This is a genomic window from Desulfovibrio piger, assembly GCF_951793255.1.
In the GTDB taxonomy this organism is placed as follows: domain Bacteria; phylum Desulfobacterota; class Desulfovibrionia; order Desulfovibrionales; family Desulfovibrionaceae; genus Desulfovibrio.
This window is the reverse complement of sequence record NZ_OX636706.1, coordinates 109288-123951: the sequence shown is the minus strand read 5'-3', so window position 1 is coordinate 123951 and position 14664 is coordinate 109288. Positions and strand designations below refer to the sequence as shown.

Sequence of the window (14664 nt, the reverse complement as noted above, 5' to 3'; positions counted from 1 at the left end):
TGATGCCACAGCTCGCTATGCTTTCTGATCCAGAAACATGGCAAGGAGCTGCCTATGTTCTGTATCTGCAAAGCTCGTTTATTTCTTCATGGCGTGGAACAGCATTAGGCATAGTCATACTCATTTTGATATGTGTTGTATTTTTTTCTTTTGCTAATTGGACAGGATCAGGAAGGAGAATAGCGGACAGATTTGTGCCGTGGTCAATATATAGATTAACAATAGGAACACTATGGTTGTACGCAGTCGCAACACGAATGCGGGCTGGTCACCAAATTTCAAACATATTGAAAAGTATGGCTGGAGATATTTCGACTAGCCCGTATTTACGGGAGGTAGTCAGTAATATTTTGGCAAGTTCTGGGCAGGGCATTGATTTTGGACAGGCACTTAAAAAGTCAGGAATGCGTTTCCCCAGCCCTGAGCTTGTCGATACCCTGGCCGTCTACTCGCGAATGCCGGGCTTCCAGAATCATCTCATAGAGCTGGCAGACGAATGGCTTATTGAAGGTATTGAAGGCATCCAGCGTCTCGCTGGGAAAATCAAGGTTTTCATGTTTGCCCTCGTCATCGGCCAGTTGAGCATGGTTGCTCTGGCTGTTGGCGGGCTTCAAGCAACACTACAGGGAGGAATGTGATGAGTATTCTTGAAACCGTTGGCGCATTGATCGTCGGTCTGCTCCTGATCGCTGCCGCCGCATTTGGTCTGTATTCGGCTTTCGGCAAATCCAATGTGGCGACGACGGAACAGAACCTTGTCCTGCTGCGAATGCAGACCCAGCAGCTCTTCTTCGGCACGAACTATGACAACCTTGACAATGACGTCGCCATGAATGCCGGAATTGTGCCGAAGTCCTTTATCAAGGGCGACAGCATGAAGAACGCCTGGGGTGGTGATATCACGCTGGCCAATGACGCCGATAACGGCCAGTTCTCGATCACGCTGGACAATGTCCCGCAGGATGCCTGCATGCAGCTCGCCCGATTCCAGCCGGATTCTTGGGAATCCATCTCCGTCAACGGTTCCGTCGTCGATCCTACGGACGTGGGGGCTATTGCTGGGGCCTGCACGGCTGCCAGTAGCCTTATCTTCACAGCACGCTAGGTTATAAAATGAAGCCTGTTGTCTTTCTTATCTTCCTCATTGGGGTAGGAGCCATGATTCAACGCACTGTGGACTTTTCTTCTGAAGAGTCTTCATTCAGTGCGATAGCAGTCAATTACGCAATCTATCGTAATGAAGTCTTCCGATATGTTTATGAAAACAATGGGCTTTCTGGAGACATACCGCTTGCTGTACTTGATCTCCCTGAGAGCTGGCGCGCCTTGCGTAATTGGCGTGCGCGCGTGGATGCGGGTCGATGCTACGTTTACGGTGATGCGTCGATGCAAGAAATCATGGCTGTGCGTCAGCTCTTCAGGGGAAGTTTTGCTTTGGGAATGGCCAGCAATGGCCGCCTTATCCCTGTGATGGGGAATGTGATTACCGTGCCTGCCTTTATCCCTAATGGTTCCCTTGTCAGCGTTACGGAGATCGACAGATGAACCTACTGAGCACAATCGGCGCAATCATCGTCGTTATCATCATGATTCCATATATGATTGGATGGTGGGAAACGGGAAACTCTGCTGTACAACAACGCATTATTGCAAATCACATGACTATGGTGATGAGGGCAGCCAACCAGTACGTCAATCAGCACCAAGATACGCTTCTTTCTCAAGCGACAGCTACGACAGGCCCGACGATCAGCATTGCTGACCTTATTTCGGATGGGCTTTTGCCTGATGGCTTTCAGCCTCAGAACGCCTGGCTTCAAGGCTATCAAATTTACATCCGGCAGCCGCAAAATGGTGCTTTACAGGCCATCGTGCTGACTACCGGGGGTAGAGAAAATGCAACGGATCATTTCCTGAATGCCGTGGTTCCGGGCGCTGCTGCCCTCATTGGCGGGGCTGGTGGACATATCCCGTCCGGCGTCCTGCCCGGCCAAACGGAAAACATGCTTCAGGGAGCAGGTAATGGCTGGGTGCTGAACTTGGGGACTGTGGGAATTGCGTCGCCCGGCGCCGGGCATCTGGGAGCCGTTTCCACCTATGACTCTTCCGCCTTGGGACAGGACTTCCTCTATCGCGTGGCCGTTCCGGGACAACCTGAACTGAATGCCATGCAAACGGAACTGGATATGACGGATCACGCCATTCGCAATGTCTCTGACCTCCAGTTTGAACCACGGGAGATCACCTCAGAATCCTGCACCAGCACGGACGAGCAGGGCCGCATCTTCCTGGACAGCCTTCAAGGGCTTTACCTCTGCCGGAACAATTCGCTGGAAATCATTGGGGACTCTGGGAACACCGCACTGATGAAAAACGCGACCGTGGCCAAAAACGGCGACCGCATCACAAAGCCGTCCTGTGCGCCAGGCACCGGGCTGACGCCAGCGATTTTTACCGCTCCTGCAATCTCGGAAGCAGGGCCGGACGCACCGCCAATGACGGCTATTCAGACCTGGGCTACCTCGGTCTCGGATACAGAATGGCAAGTCCACCTTCGTGTACAGACTGGCGACTCTTCCCTTGGAGATGAACAAGGCTGGGTTTACCCGGCTGACGATTACGGGCGGATCATGGTTCTGGCCATGTGCGTCAAACAGACGGAGACACCAACTCCATAAAAGAGTTAGTGCAAAATTTCTAACTATGGAGATTTAACATGCTTTTTATTTTTCTTGGTGTAATTCCATATTTTATTTTTCTTCATATGGTTTTAACGAGATGTGCAATATTTAAAAATTCAGACCTCATAAAAATGATATATATTGAATGTGGAATTGTTGATAGAATATTTTTTATATTTATTATGTCGAATTTGTATTTTATGATTGCAGCAAATGTCACCATATATTTAAAAATTTTTCTATGAATAGCAGAAGAGCAATCCCAAACGATACGATAGATGAAGCAACTCCAAAATATGAGAATATGTAAGAAATTCTCCTTGATGTTTTAAATTTATCAAAATTATATTCAAGTAAATTTGACATAGATATGTTAAGAAATAAAAAAAGATATTAAATAAAGAATCAGTGATATCTCTGTCCCTATTGATAACAAGATAATACAACACTTTATATCTGGCCTGAATTGAAATAGTGCTGCAAGACATCCAGTATTAAGAAAAAATGAAAGAGTAATGAATGCTTTGAGATGGTCAAACATATTTTTTTCAGCCTCAAGAAACACTGTCAAACTTCTTTGGCTGCTCACGGACTTGGGGCTTTTTATCATAGCATCATTAATAGAGTTTTTCTTTAGAGCAAAGAACAACATAGCTGTTCCTCCAGATAGGTAATGTTATGAAGCCACACTATCCCGCATATGCACGACTCTGCAAGGGCTTGAGCATTATGCTTTTTCTCACGGCACTGTTGCTGGCCAGCTCGGCCCACGCTGGTACGCTACAGGATCGTCAACAAGAACTGGAACCGCTTTTTGACGCGCCCTGTGCCCGTTATCAGGTGCCCAAAGTGCTGGCCCTGGCCATCGCCCGGCAGGAAAGCGGCTGCCACCCTTGGATCATCAATATTTCGGGGCGGGATGTACGGCCCAGGTCGAAGGAGGAAGCCATCCAGTACGCTCAGTGGGCCATGCGCTCCGGACGCTCGTTTGACGTGGGAATCATGCAGATCAATGCCTACTGGATCAAACGGTATGGCTGGCCGGTGGAACAGGTGCTGGAACCTGCCAACAATATCAAGATCGGTGTCTGGATACTTGCGCAGGAGATTCGGCGTCATGGTCTTAACTGGAAGGCCGTGGCCTATTACCACACACCGCTTCACAAGAACCCGGAGCGGGGACGTGCCTATGCCCGCTCTGTTGTAGGGCATGTCAAAAAGATTATGCGTGGTAACTGATTACGGGAGCTGAACATGATGAAGAAATTTACAAAGCGACAAATTGAAAAAATCGCATTCAGTGTACATATAATAAATATCATATGCGCTGTTATATTTTATATTATATTTTTACTGGTAGATTTTTTATATTATAAAATAATCAGCATCGCAATACTTGCTACCATAATAATGTTACTATTCATATTCATTCCAGTTCAAAATATTAAAGAATTCAAAAATCAAACATACTTTGAAAAACAAGAATCATTGAAACTTTCAAGTGTACTCTTGATCGGTTTTATTATTGCAATAATCCTTTCAACGGTTGAGCTGAACCAGATATTGCAAAATCAATAAAAATAAAGAGCATAATTGGAGATACTATTGATATGCAAGATAGTATTATAAATATCATTACTAATTTTTCAACTTTTACTATAGTGTCATGAAATATCAGGGCATCATTTACTGATATGTTTATAATATATTTTTTCATTTGATGTTGAGAAAAAATAGCACAACCATAAGATATAATAGAGAACACAAAAAACGCTATACTGCATGAAAAGAGATTTCCCCATCCCTTTGAGAGAGCCATAAATGCAAAAGCTGAGTTTGCCGCAATTGCAATGGAAGAAATAGTATTAAGTGAAGAAAAAATCTGTGAATTTATCATCGTGTACATAGATAAAATCAAAGTAAATTTGTTTTGTTCCGATAACTGTTGATTGGCAGCCTGCAATGCTGGTTCTTTTTTCATATATTTCTCCATCTGGAGTAAAATGATGCTCAACTTACAAGACTTTCGTTCAAAAGCCAAAGGGCTTCCCGATCTGCTGACCTATGCCGCGCTCATAGAGCCTGGGATCATACTCCAAAAAGATGGCTCGTTCCTGGCAGCATGGGAAATCCGGGGAGAGGATACTGCCAGCTCTACCCCTGCCGAACTGTCCTATGTGTCCGAGCAGGTCAGTAACGCCGTCCTGCGTCTGGGAACAGGCTGGATGATCCATGTCGATGCCTGCCGGACAACGCAGCGCGCTTACCCGGATGCGGATCGCTCACACTTTCCTGACCCTGTCTCCCAGGCCATAGAGGATGAGCGCCGTGCATTTTTTGGGCAGGATGTTTGCTACAGCACTTCGACATTTCTGACCGTCACCTATCTGCCCAACTACAATGTCGCCAAAATGGCTGGCGCGGCCAAGGTTGGCGTGGAAACGATGTCTGCCTTGGAGAAGGGATTCAAGACATTCAAGGATTCCTTGATGGAATTTGAGGATGCCTGCGCTTCGGTGTTGGAGATGCACCGGCTTCAGGAATACGAGCTGTATGATGCCTCAAACGACACCTTTTTGCATTCAGACTTGCTGGCTCACTTGCAGTTCTGCATCTCCGGCGTGCTTCAGCCTATGCGTGTGCCCACGGTGCCCATGTACCTTGATGCCCTGCTGGGCAGTCGGCACCTTGTCGGCGGTCTGATCCCGCGCCTTGAAGACGGGCTTGAGAAAAAACATCTGGCTATCCTTTCCATTGATGGCCTTCCGCAAGAGTCCTGGCCTGCCATGTTCGCAGCTCTGGACAGTCTGCCGTTCGAGCTGCGCTATTCCACACGGTTTATCTGTCTTGACCAGTATGACGCGGAAAAGGAAATCACCAGCTTCGTCAAGGGCTGGAATCAGCGCGTGCTGGGATTCATGGATCAATTTTTCAACAATCCCAACGCGAAAGTAAATCGTGATGCGCTGCTCATGCGCGAAGATGCGGAGACGGCCAAAACCGAGGTACAGTCCGGCTATGTGGGAGCGGGCTACCTGTCGTCCACGATCATCATTATGGACGAAGATGTGAATGGCCTTCAGGACAAGGCGCGCGAGTTGCGCCGTCTGATCCAGACGCAGGGCTTTGGCTGCCGCATAGAGTCCATGAATGCCCTGGAAGCCTGGCTGGGCAGTCTGCCGGGCAACGGATACGCAAATATCCGCCGTCCCCTCATAACCACACTCAACCTGGCCGATTTGCTGCCACTGCAATCGGTTTGGACGGGGACGCCGACGTGCCCGTGCCCGCTTTATCCGCCGGATTCGCCGCCGCTGGCCGTCTTTCTGACTGACGGTTCCACGCCGTTCTGGTTCAATCTCCATGACGGCGATCTGGCGCATACTGTGATTTTCGGCCCCACAGGTTCCGGCAAATCCACGCTGCTGGCCACGATTGCCGCGCAATTCCTGCGCTATGCGCATCGCCGCATTTTTGCCTTCGACAAAGGCAATTCCCTCCTGCCGCTTTGCGAAGCTACGGGAGGAGATCACTATGAGATCGCAGCAGAAAACAGTCTCTGCTTCACGCCTCTCCAGCGCATAGATGAAAGCCCGACAGAGATGGCTTGGGCAGAAAACTGGATAGAAACACTCCTGGAACTCCAGGGGATGACTGTCCTGCCTTCCCATCGGGCAGCGATACATGACGCCATGACGGGACTGGCGACACAGCCGGAGCACATGCGCACCCTGTCGCATTTCATGGATACCGTGCAGGAGCAATCTCTCCGCGAGGCGCTGGCCTACTACACACAGCGGGGGGCGATGGGGATGCTTCTGGACGCCCGGACGGACAATCTGCGTGAGTCCACGTTCACGGTCTTTGAAATGGAAGAGCTGATGAAAAAGGGAGATCGCAACCTGATCCCTGTCCTGCTCTACATTTTTCACCGGATCGAGAAAGCGTTGGGCGGTAAGCCTGCCCTTCTCATTCTAGATGAAGCCTGGATCATGCTGGGGCACCCTGTTTTTCGCTCCAAGATACGGGAGTGGCTGAAAGTTCTCCGTAAGGCCAACTGTGGGGTCATCTTGGCCACACAAAGCCTTTCCGACGCCCGGCAGTCGGGTATCATGGATGTCCTCCTAGAGTCGTGTCCTACCAAGATTTATTTGCCGAATCGGGAAGCCCGAAACGATGAAACCTACGGCTTTTACAAAGCCTGCGGACTCAATGATCGACAAATCAGCATCTTGGCCCATGCCACCGCAAAGCAGGATTACTACATGGTCAGTCCTGCTGGCCGTTGCCTTTTCCAGCTCGGTCTGGGGCCGGTCGCATTAGCCTTTGTCGGCGCATCCGACAAAGAGAGCATTGCTCGTATCAAATCCCTAAAAGAAATTCATGGCCGTGATTGGCCTAATGTATGGCTGAAAGAACGCCATGCTATATAGTTTGGAGTAACTTATGAAGACTTCTCTTATTATCATCACCGCTTTGCTGTTGGTTCCCGTTCAGACGATGTCAGGAACTGTGTACTGCACAAATTGCAGTGACAAGTTTATGCAAGCTATCGAAAAGGCAACGAGCCTTGAGCAGTTAAAAACACTTGTTAAAGAATATGATGAAGCTATCCAGCAAACAGCAGCACAGTTGCAAATGGTGCAACAAAACATAGAGCAATATACAAATATGGTTCAAAACACCGTGGCTCTCCCCAAAGAGATGATCCGAAAAATATCAGCCGAGATGTCCAAGTTTGGAAAGATCACGGGAGCTCTGAGCACCATGAGAAATGATGTTCTCGGCCTGGGCAATGTCTTTGATGAACTGTACAGCGCACAATCTGAGTTGAAGGACTTGGCCAGAATGCCGCGCAATATGCTCCAGGGCGGTATGACGACCTATCACACGAGCTGGGATAACTGGAGCCGTCGTGTGGATGATTCCACGAAGGCGACCTTCCAGCTTTCAGGGAAACAGCTCAAAGACCTGGAATAATCAGGGGAGCTGGAAACATATATCAATGAACTCCTGTCTACCCCGGATGGTCAGCAAAAGGCCCTCATGGCGGGAAACCAGCTCGCAGCCCTTCAGATACAAGAGGCTCGCCAGCTCCGCGAACTTCTTGCAACCAAGATTCAATCGGATTTGGCGAGCCAGGATAAAGCCGAGAAGGAAAGGCAGATGGGGGAAGAGGCCAGCAGACGTATGCTTTACGACAGGATAGGAGTCCAATCCCGTCCAGACCCTTTTTAATTTTCTTTACAAAGTTTACGCACTTCCTCGCGAGATAGATTTATATTTCGCGTAACAAGTCTGTATTCTTCTTTAGGTCCTATAGGTTTTTTCATTAAAATCGTATCGTCATCTTTTTTATAGATAAAACATGGATGAGCTGAATTTTTTACATAAATTTTTACTACTGAATCGTCTTTTTCTTCTACCCTGTATGGGAAGGAATGGATTCTATCACTCGTTATTTTGACAAGAACAGATGAATTTGTTGACTTCCACCACCCATAAATATCAAAGGCGAGAGCGTTAAAAGGGATAATCATGACTACTCCTAGAACAAAAATCATTTTTTTCATATTCATACTCCTTTATATTTATTTTTATAATACTAGCATTGTATATGCCGCAATGCAAGGTGACACCATCGTTTCAGACATCGTGTCAACTTTTCATAATGGGTTAGCAAAGTATGAATCTGTTATGCTTAAATATGCAAAACTACTTTTTTATTGGTGCGCTGTTTTTGAAATCGGATGGCTTGGCATCAGAGTAGCCTTGGGAGCTTCGGAGTTACGTGAAACACTCAAAAGCTTCTGTCTCGTCATTCTAGCTGCTGGATTTTTTTTGGCAGTCATCAATAATTATCATACTTGGACGTGGAACCTTATCAATGGGCTAAAATCTATTGCAGGAGAAGCTACAACTATTGTTGACGCATCTGATAAGCCGTTTTCCGTTGGACTTAAATTAGCTCAAGATCTTTTTGCGCTTGGAGGATACGATCCAATAGAGTTTATTGCTTATTTTCTTGCCGGAATGTCAATTTTATTTTGCTTTACACTTATTACATTGCAAATAATTTTAATAAAATGTGAATGTATTGTCGCTATGTGTGCGTCATCTATATTGCTTGGGCTTGGGGCAACATCATTTTTTCGTGATTATGCCATCAATACATTAAGATATGTTTTTGCTGTAGCTTTTAAGTTGATGGTCATGCAACTAGTGATGGGAGTTGGTATTGACTTCATTCAGCAACTTCAAGTTGCCGATAATATGGGATGGGGACAAGTTGGCGTCACGATCTCGTTCTGCATCATCTTCTACTGCCTCGTCAAAACGCTGCCTGACGTCGTCGCAGGTATCATCCAGGGATCGCACGTCAATACCGGCAATGCTCTCACGTCAACGGTCACGGCTATGGGAGCAGGACTTGCCGGATTGGGCATTGCTGCCGGTGCTGGCATGGCCAATATCGGCAGGGCCGCCCAAGTCGCAAAGGCTGAAGGCGCTCAAGGCGTCCGGGGAATCATGAAAGGGACGGCCAGTAACCTGTGGAATGCCACGCGGGAGTCTATGCACAACAAGGATTCGCGCAACAATACAGTGTCTTCTTCGCTTCGCCAGAGACTTGAAGCCCAGAGATTGCGTAATGACTAACTAGGGGATTTCACATGTTTTTTAAGAAAAAAGAAAAGGCAGAAACAGCTCCTTCTGGGGATGGGAAAAATCCGTATCTCAATGCCCGCCAAGAATGGCTGGAACGCTATGGCTCGTACATCAGCCGCGCTGCGCAGTGGCGACTGACAACCATCATCGCCCTGGTTATCCTGGCAGGCTCTATCACCGGCAACGTAATCCAAGCCTGCCAGGTCAAAGCGATTCCGTACATCGTCGAAGTGGATAAGCTCGGCAAATCGGCTGTTGTCGCGCGTGCAGATCAGGCCAGCGCAACACCATTACGCTTGATTCAGGCTGAAATCGCAGCCTGCATCTCCGACTGGCGCACTGTTACCGCAGACATTGAGCTGCAAAAGCACATGATCCAGAGGCTCAGCTACTTTGTGACTGGCAGTGCCAAAGGGGTACTGAAGGAATGGTTTGCAACGAATAACCCCTATGAAATCGCCAAGTCCGGGAAGTTGGTGCATGTCGAAATTCAAAGTCTGCCCCTGCCTGTCAGCTCGGACTCCTACCGTGTGGAGTGGACAGAAACCATCCGTTCTCATGCAGGTGTAGTGCTTGAGCAGCACACCTATGAAGCCACGGTCAGCATTCAGATTTCACCGCCGACCTCAGAGGCCGTCCTGCTGCGGAATCCGGGCGGCATGTATATCACAGGTCTCTCCGCAAGCCGCGTCTTTAAAAACTTTGGGCCTGCCCCGTCTTCTGCCATCCAATAGGAGTTCTCCCATGAAATATCTTGCCTTGGTGCTTTTTTTGGTTCTTGCCCCTACGGCTGTAATGGCGGCTTCCCAGGAAGCTGCCCCGCAATTGCCTCCTGACTTTTTGAATCTGCCTGATTTTCTCAGCAATGACACCGTGCCCCTTACTCAACGGGAGAAGAAAGCGCTCAACCTGACTCGTGCCTGGGCCGGGCGTGGCCCCGCACCGGTTCTCTCTCATTCCGGGAAGCTGGTCTATGTGCATGGCGCATCCTTGCCGACGATTTTGGCCAGCCCCATGCAGGTCTGTGATGTGGAGTTACAGCCGGGGGAAAAAGTCAATGAAGTCATCGTAGGAGACTCCGCCCGCTGGATGGTTGAAACAGGCTCCGCAGGAGAAACGACACATTTGTTCATCAAACCGGTGGACGCTGGTCTGGAAACCACGGCGGTGGTCACGACGGATCGCCGAGTCTACCATCTTCGCCTTGTCTCTCAACGCACAGGGCACACGCCTTATGTGGGTTTTGTCTACGCAGACTCCATGAAACAGCAGATAGCAGCCAAGAACGCTGCGCAGGAACGGGAAACCTCTCGCAATACCGCCATGCTGGATGGGAAAAGCGTCGATATTTCCAAGCTGAACTTTAACTTTGAAGTCCGGGGGAAGGCCTCCTGGAAGCCGGAACGTGTCTTTGACGACGGGGAAAAAATCTACATTCATCTGCCGCGCAAAAGCACGGAACTGCCCGTACTGCTGGCGCGCAGAAAAGGAGAAAATGTCCTGGTCAACTACCGTGCGGATGGGAAAAAGCTGGTCGTTGACGGCATCTTTGACGAACTGACGCTGTTGCTGGGCGTGGGATCAGGCAAAGAAGAGATTCGGATCATCAGGAAGAGCTAGCATGAAGGATGAATCCCCCAACGGACTTGTCATGTCCCCTGAACCTGTCGTGGCCAGGATGGGGCGCTGGCCGTTATACGCACTACTGATCGTGCTAATCCTCTTACTGGCTGCACTGATATACAGCGTCAATTTTGCCCATGACCCTCAAAAAAAGGAAGGGCCACAAAAAGCGGCGACAGTCAGCGAAGAGGACAAGCCTGTCTGGCTTGTCGAAGGAAGCGGGCTTGCACTTGATCCCAAAAAAGACAGGACAAGCGGCGTAATGGTGCCCCCGGAACCCGCCAAGCCGGAGCCTATCGTTGTTGTCCAAAGGGAGGCCAAGCCGGATCAGCAAATCGAAAATATCAGGCGGATCAGGGCACAATCGTACATGAATGCTCTGACTGCTCCTCTGGTCGCCAAGCGGGTATCCAGCGGAGGAAGCACCGTAGTCACGGCATCAACGGCTCCGGGCACAGCCTCCACCACGGGATCGGATGTCGTTTCTTCTGCGGCGTCTGCCGGTGCGGATGGCTACTACAACCCTGCCGCTGATCGTGACAAAGAGGCCTTTTTCGACCGTGCCCGCAAGGATACGTCCTGGCAGCTTCCTGAGCAGCGTACTGAGGGGATGCCCCTGGAGCTGAAGACCGGGGCCGTAATCCCAGGTGTGATGCTGACGGGTATCAATTCCGATCTGCCTGGCAACATGATCGCGCAGGTAGCCCAGAACGTCTATGACACGGCGACGGGCCTGAACTTGCTTATTCCACAGGGCGCTCGTCTGTACGGCATTTATGACTCCCGTGTCGTATATGGCCAGCAGCGTGTCCTGATTGCCTGGAACAGACTCATTTTCCCCGATGGATCGTCGATTTCACTTGGCGCAATGCCAGGTGCTGATATGGCCGGTATGGCAGGCTTCAATGACGATGTGGACAACCATTACGCCCGGATTTTCGGATCGGCTCTCATGATGTCGCTGGTCTCTGGGGGCATGGCCTACGCTCTGGACGGGGCCAATGACAGCACGGAGACGGACAACGGGACACGCATGACTGATGAGATGACGGCCTCTCTGGCGCAGCAGCTTGGCCAGACAACGACGACGCTCCTTCAGCGTAACCTGAGCATCAAGCCCACGTTGGAGATCAGGCCAGGCTACCAGTTCAATATCGTGGTCACGAAGGACGTAATCTTCAGGGAACCCTACACGCGCTGGCGGCACTGAGGAGAGGGAAATGGCGCAGCAGCAAGAATATGGCCTTCAGACAACCGAGGCCAACCGCAAGCATACTGTCTTATGGGCATTTATGGCGGCAATACCGCTCTTGGCCCTGCTGGGCATGGAGATGGCAACGCTGAAAATCGCGTCTGATTACGGCTTCCATCCCATGCTGGGGCAGCCCTGGTTTTCGGTGTTAGGTGTTCCAGTCTATGCCCCGTGGCGTGTTTTTACATGGGAAGGCATCTCCCAACCAGTCATGGATAATGCCCTTGTACTTGGACAGGCATTCTTCCTGCTGCCGCTGTTCCTTGCCCTGTTATGTGTCGTCGCAGCCAGGCGTCTCAAAGGAAACCAGGAACTGCACGGATCAGCCCGCTGGGCACGAAAAGCAGAAATCGAGCGTATGGGCTACCTCGGCGGACAAGGTGTGTATGTCGGTGGATGGTTCGATAAAAAAAAGAACATATTACGCTATCTTCGACATAACGGCCCAGAGCATATCCTGTGTTTTGCCCCTACACGCTCAGGCAAGGGGGTGGGCCTGATCCTGCCGACGCTTCTGTCCTGGCCAGGCTCCACCCTGACCTTGGACATTAAGGGGGAGAATTGGGCGCTCACTTCCGGCTGGCGCAAATCCCAGGGGCATAAAGTTCTGCGTTTTGCTCCGGCGGATTCGTCCGGCTTCGGCTGCGCTTTCAACCCGCTGGATGAAATCCGTCTGACTTCGCTGGAAGCTGTCCAGGATGTTCAGAATCTGGCCCTTATGCTGGTCGATCCTGACGGTAAAGGCCTGGAAGACCACTGGACAAAGGCAGCCTTCGCCTTTTTTTCAGGCTTGATCCTGCATTGCTGCGTGGTTGTGCGCTCCCGGCAGGGGCGCATGCCGTCTCTTCAGGAATTGACGCTGATGATGTCTGATCCTGACCGTACAACAGCGGAACTGCTGGATGAGATGATGGTCATGGATCACGCGATGCTGTTTCGGGAGTTCGCTCCGGACGCGGACGCCCGTGTTGGTGAGGCCTGTCATATTTTCATAGCCAGCTCGGCCCGCGAAATGGCCGCAAAGGCGGAGAATGAAGCCTCCGGCGTCCTGTCGTCGGCGCTGGTCAATATGGCCATTTATCGGGACCCCATCATCAATATCAACACAGCCCGCTCGGATTTTCATATCCATGACCTCATGAACCACGAGACGCCTCTGGACTTGTATCTTGTGACACCTCCAGACGGCATAGATCGGGTGCGTCCCCTGATGCGGCTTATGCTTGATATGATCGTGCGCCGTGTCTGTTCCAGCATGGAGTTCAAGGATGGTGCCAGCGTCGCTGGATACAAACACCGGCTCCTGTTCATGCTGGACGAGCTGACAAGCTTGGGCAAGGTGCCGATTTTGGAGAAAGCCATTGCGTACATCGCCGGTTATGGCGGCAAGCTTTATCTGATCGTGCAAGACACCAAGCAGCTCAATGGGGTCTACGGAAAAGACAATGCCTTGATGGCTAACTGTCATGTTCGCATAGCCTATGCGCCGAATGACGCGGAGACAGCGGAACTTCTGTCGAAAATGACCGGCAAAACAACCGTTGTGGAAAAAAAGAACTCTGTCTCCATCAGCAAGAGCGGGCGTTCCCGATCCATCAATATCGCAGAGACAGCCAGGCCCTTGCTGACACCTGACGAGTGTTCCCGCCTCCCTGGAGCGGAGAAGGACAGCAGCGGAAAGATTACCAAGCCCGGACATATGCTCATTTTTACCGCTGGCCAATTTCCAATATATGGAATGCAGATTCTGTACTTTAAGGATTTGGTCTTTTCGCAGCGCGCTAAAATCCCTGCACCGGGAATTTCGGAAAACTCGCCTGCCGGGATGACCGACTCTCTCTATTTCCCTCGTGAGGTTCCCCTTCCTATCGAGCCGAAAGAGCAGGACATAGCGGCACCTGTGACGTTCGAGAGTTTCCTGGAAGATCGGCCATGAAGGCAATTTTGATATGCCTCGTTGGAATGATGTTGTTCCTGTATTGTGCCGGTTTTCGGCTCAACCCGACTCCATCGTTGCCAAAAGGCATTTACCGCATCGTTTCTGGGACTCCAGAACGTGGGGATTTCATCGCCTTCTGTCTGAAATCGCCTGTCTGGACACTGCTGGCCAAAGAACGTGGCTACCTTGCTCCTGGCTCATGTCCCTCCGGTCTGCGCCCATTGCTGAAGCAAGTGGTGGGGATGCCCGGAGATGCCATAACGATAGAGTCTGACGCCATACATCTCAGCACAATCTCTGGATCGAGCCGCTGGCCCGCTGCCCGGCATGAAGATTCCGCAGGCCGCCTCTTGCCTGGCAGCTCTCTGGAATCCGGGATGATTCCTGACGGCATGTGCTTGGCGTTGTCCGATCATCCCGGCAGCTTTGACAGCCGATTCTTCGGGCTGGTGCCCTTGGCCGACGTGGTCAAAGTCAAGCCCGTTTTTACCATAAAGGAGTGA

General features: G+C 50.3%; 15 protein-coding genes. 13 read left to right on the top strand and 2 right to left on the bottom strand.

What is annotated here, in order from left to right; translation table 11 throughout:
• Positions 1-2 precede the first annotated feature (2 nt).
• From Q4I12_RS00610 to Q4I12_RS00590, 5 genes are all read left to right on the top strand, one after another.
• The gene (locus tag Q4I12_RS00610) at positions 3-638 is read left to right on the top strand and encodes a type II secretion system F family protein (protein ID WP_302260006.1); all 636 of its coding nucleotides are present in this window, start codon (positions 3-5) and stop codon (positions 636-638) included.
• A complete protein-coding gene (locus Q4I12_RS00605) occupies positions 638-1105 on the top strand; it encodes a type 4 pilus major pilin (RefSeq protein ID WP_302260004.1) in 468 nt (155 codons plus the stop codon). Before Q4I12_RS00610 ends, Q4I12_RS00605 begins: the two co-directional genes overlap by 1 nt.
• Before the next feature lie 8 nt (positions 1106-1113).
• Entirely contained in the window at positions 1114-1545 is a 432-nt protein-coding gene (gene pilM, locus Q4I12_RS00600) for a type IV pilus biogenesis protein PilM (protein WP_168935471.1), read from the top strand.
• A complete protein-coding gene (pilV, locus tag Q4I12_RS00595) occupies positions 1542-2678 on the top strand; it encodes a shufflon system plasmid conjugative transfer pilus tip adhesin PilV (protein WP_302260002.1) in 1137 nt (378 codons plus the stop codon). The genes pilM and pilV overlap by 4 nt, the downstream gene beginning before the upstream one ends.
• Positions 2679-3359: 681 nt before the next feature.
• On the top strand, positions 3360-3920 hold the full coding sequence (locus tag Q4I12_RS00590; protein WP_302260000.1) for a lytic transglycosylase domain-containing protein: 561 nt from the start codon (positions 3360-3362) through the stop codon (positions 3918-3920).
• Between the two features lie 283 nt (positions 3921-4203).
• On the opposite strand, the gene Q4I12_RS00585 is transcribed toward Q4I12_RS00590, so the two are convergent.
• A complete protein-coding gene (locus Q4I12_RS00585; RefSeq protein WP_302259998.1) occupies positions 4204-4662 on the bottom strand; it encodes a hypothetical protein in 459 nt (152 codons plus the stop codon).
• A gap of 25 nt (positions 4663-4687) precedes the next feature.
• Here Q4I12_RS00585 and Q4I12_RS00580 point away from each other — a divergent pair, with 25 nt between their 5' ends.
• Both Q4I12_RS00580 and Q4I12_RS00575 read left to right on the top strand, forming a co-directional pair.
• Entirely contained in the window at positions 4688-7114 is a 2427-nt protein-coding gene (locus tag Q4I12_RS00580; protein ID WP_302259996.1) for a VirB4 family type IV secretion/conjugal transfer ATPase, read from the top strand.
• A gap of 13 nt (positions 7115-7127) precedes the next feature.
• On the top strand, positions 7128-7661 hold the full coding sequence (locus Q4I12_RS00575) for a TrbJ/VirB5 family protein (protein ID WP_302259995.1): 534 nt from the start codon (positions 7128-7130) through the stop codon (positions 7659-7661).
• Positions 7662-7915: 254 nt separating this feature from the next.
• Here the strand turns inward: Q4I12_RS00575 and Q4I12_RS00570 are convergent, their stop codons facing one another.
• Positions 7916-8221, bottom strand: coding sequence for a hypothetical protein (locus Q4I12_RS00570; RefSeq protein ID WP_302259993.1), 306 nt, complete (start codon positions 8219-8221; stop codon positions 7916-7918).
• Here Q4I12_RS00570 and trbL point away from each other — a divergent pair.
• The 6 genes from trbL to traF are packed head-to-tail and all read left to right on the top strand — an operon-like array spanning position 8220 to position 14664.
• A complete protein-coding gene (gene trbL, locus Q4I12_RS00565; protein ID WP_302259992.1) occupies positions 8220-9338 on the top strand; it encodes a P-type conjugative transfer protein TrbL in 1119 nt (372 codons plus the stop codon). The two genes, Q4I12_RS00570 and trbL, sit on opposite strands and share 2 nt — an antisense overlap.
• Positions 9339-9352: 14 nt before the next feature.
• Complete coding sequence (locus tag Q4I12_RS00560; RefSeq protein ID WP_302259991.1) at positions 9353-10081, top strand: VirB8 family type IV secretion system protein; 729 nt, start codon at positions 9353-9355, stop codon at positions 10079-10081.
• Positions 10082-10091: 10 nt separating this feature from the next.
• Positions 10092-10967, top strand: coding sequence for a P-type conjugative transfer protein TrbG (trbG, locus tag Q4I12_RS00555; RefSeq protein WP_302259989.1), 876 nt, complete (start codon positions 10092-10094; stop codon positions 10965-10967).
• 1 nt (position 10968) lies between these two features.
• Positions 10969-12180: a TrbI/VirB10 family protein gene (locus Q4I12_RS00550; RefSeq protein WP_302259987.1), complete on the top strand. Its 1212-nt coding sequence runs from the start codon at positions 10969-10971 to the stop codon at positions 12178-12180.
• Between the two features lie 10 nt (positions 12181-12190).
• Positions 12191-14158 (top strand): type IV secretory system conjugative DNA transfer family protein, encoded by a 1968-nt coding sequence (locus tag Q4I12_RS00545; protein WP_302259984.1) that lies wholly within the window; start codon positions 12191-12193, stop codon positions 14156-14158.
• Positions 14155-14664, top strand: coding sequence for a conjugative transfer signal peptidase TraF (gene traF / locus Q4I12_RS00540; RefSeq protein ID WP_302259982.1), 510 nt, complete (start codon positions 14155-14157; stop codon positions 14662-14664). The genes Q4I12_RS00545 and traF overlap by 4 nt, the downstream gene beginning before the upstream one ends.

Coding starts and splice junctions, on each gene's coding strand:
- Q4I12_RS00610 (WP_302260006.1), top strand. CDS start 3: ATGCCACAGCTCGCTATGCTTTCTGATCCAGAAACATGGCAAGGAGCT.
- Q4I12_RS00605 (WP_302260004.1), top strand. CDS start 638: ATGAGTATTCTTGAAACCGTTGGCGCATTGATCGTCGGTCTGCTCCTG.
- pilM (WP_168935471.1), top strand. CDS start 1,114: ATGAAGCCTGTTGTCTTTCTTATCTTCCTCATTGGGGTAGGAGCCATG.
- pilV (WP_302260002.1), top strand. CDS start 1,542: ATGAACCTACTGAGCACAATCGGCGCAATCATCGTCGTTATCATCATG.
- Q4I12_RS00590 (WP_302260000.1), top strand. CDS start 3,360: ATGAAGCCACACTATCCCGCATATGCACGACTCTGCAAGGGCTTGAGC.
- Q4I12_RS00585 (WP_302259998.1), bottom strand. CDS start 4,662: ATGAAAAAAGAACCAGCATTGCAGGCTGCCAATCAACAGTTATCGGAA.
- Q4I12_RS00580 (WP_302259996.1), top strand. CDS start 4,688: ATGCTCAACTTACAAGACTTTCGTTCAAAAGCCAAAGGGCTTCCCGAT.
- Q4I12_RS00575 (WP_302259995.1), top strand. CDS start 7,128: ATGAAGACTTCTCTTATTATCATCACCGCTTTGCTGTTGGTTCCCGTT.
- trbL (WP_302259992.1), top strand. CDS start 8,220: ATGACTACTCCTAGAACAAAAATCATTTTTTTCATATTCATACTCCTT.
- Q4I12_RS00570 (WP_302259993.1), bottom strand. CDS start 8,221: ATGATTATCCCTTTTAACGCTCTCGCCTTTGATATTTATGGGTGGTGG.
- Q4I12_RS00560 (WP_302259991.1), top strand. CDS start 9,353: ATGTTTTTTAAGAAAAAAGAAAAGGCAGAAACAGCTCCTTCTGGGGAT.
- trbG (WP_302259989.1), top strand. CDS start 10,092: ATGAAATATCTTGCCTTGGTGCTTTTTTTGGTTCTTGCCCCTACGGCT.
- Q4I12_RS00550 (WP_302259987.1), top strand. CDS start 10,969: ATGAAGGATGAATCCCCCAACGGACTTGTCATGTCCCCTGAACCTGTC.
- Q4I12_RS00545 (WP_302259984.1), top strand. CDS start 12,191: ATGGCGCAGCAGCAAGAATATGGCCTTCAGACAACCGAGGCCAACCGC.
- traF (WP_302259982.1), top strand. CDS start 14,155: ATGAAGGCAATTTTGATATGCCTCGTTGGAATGATGTTGTTCCTGTAT.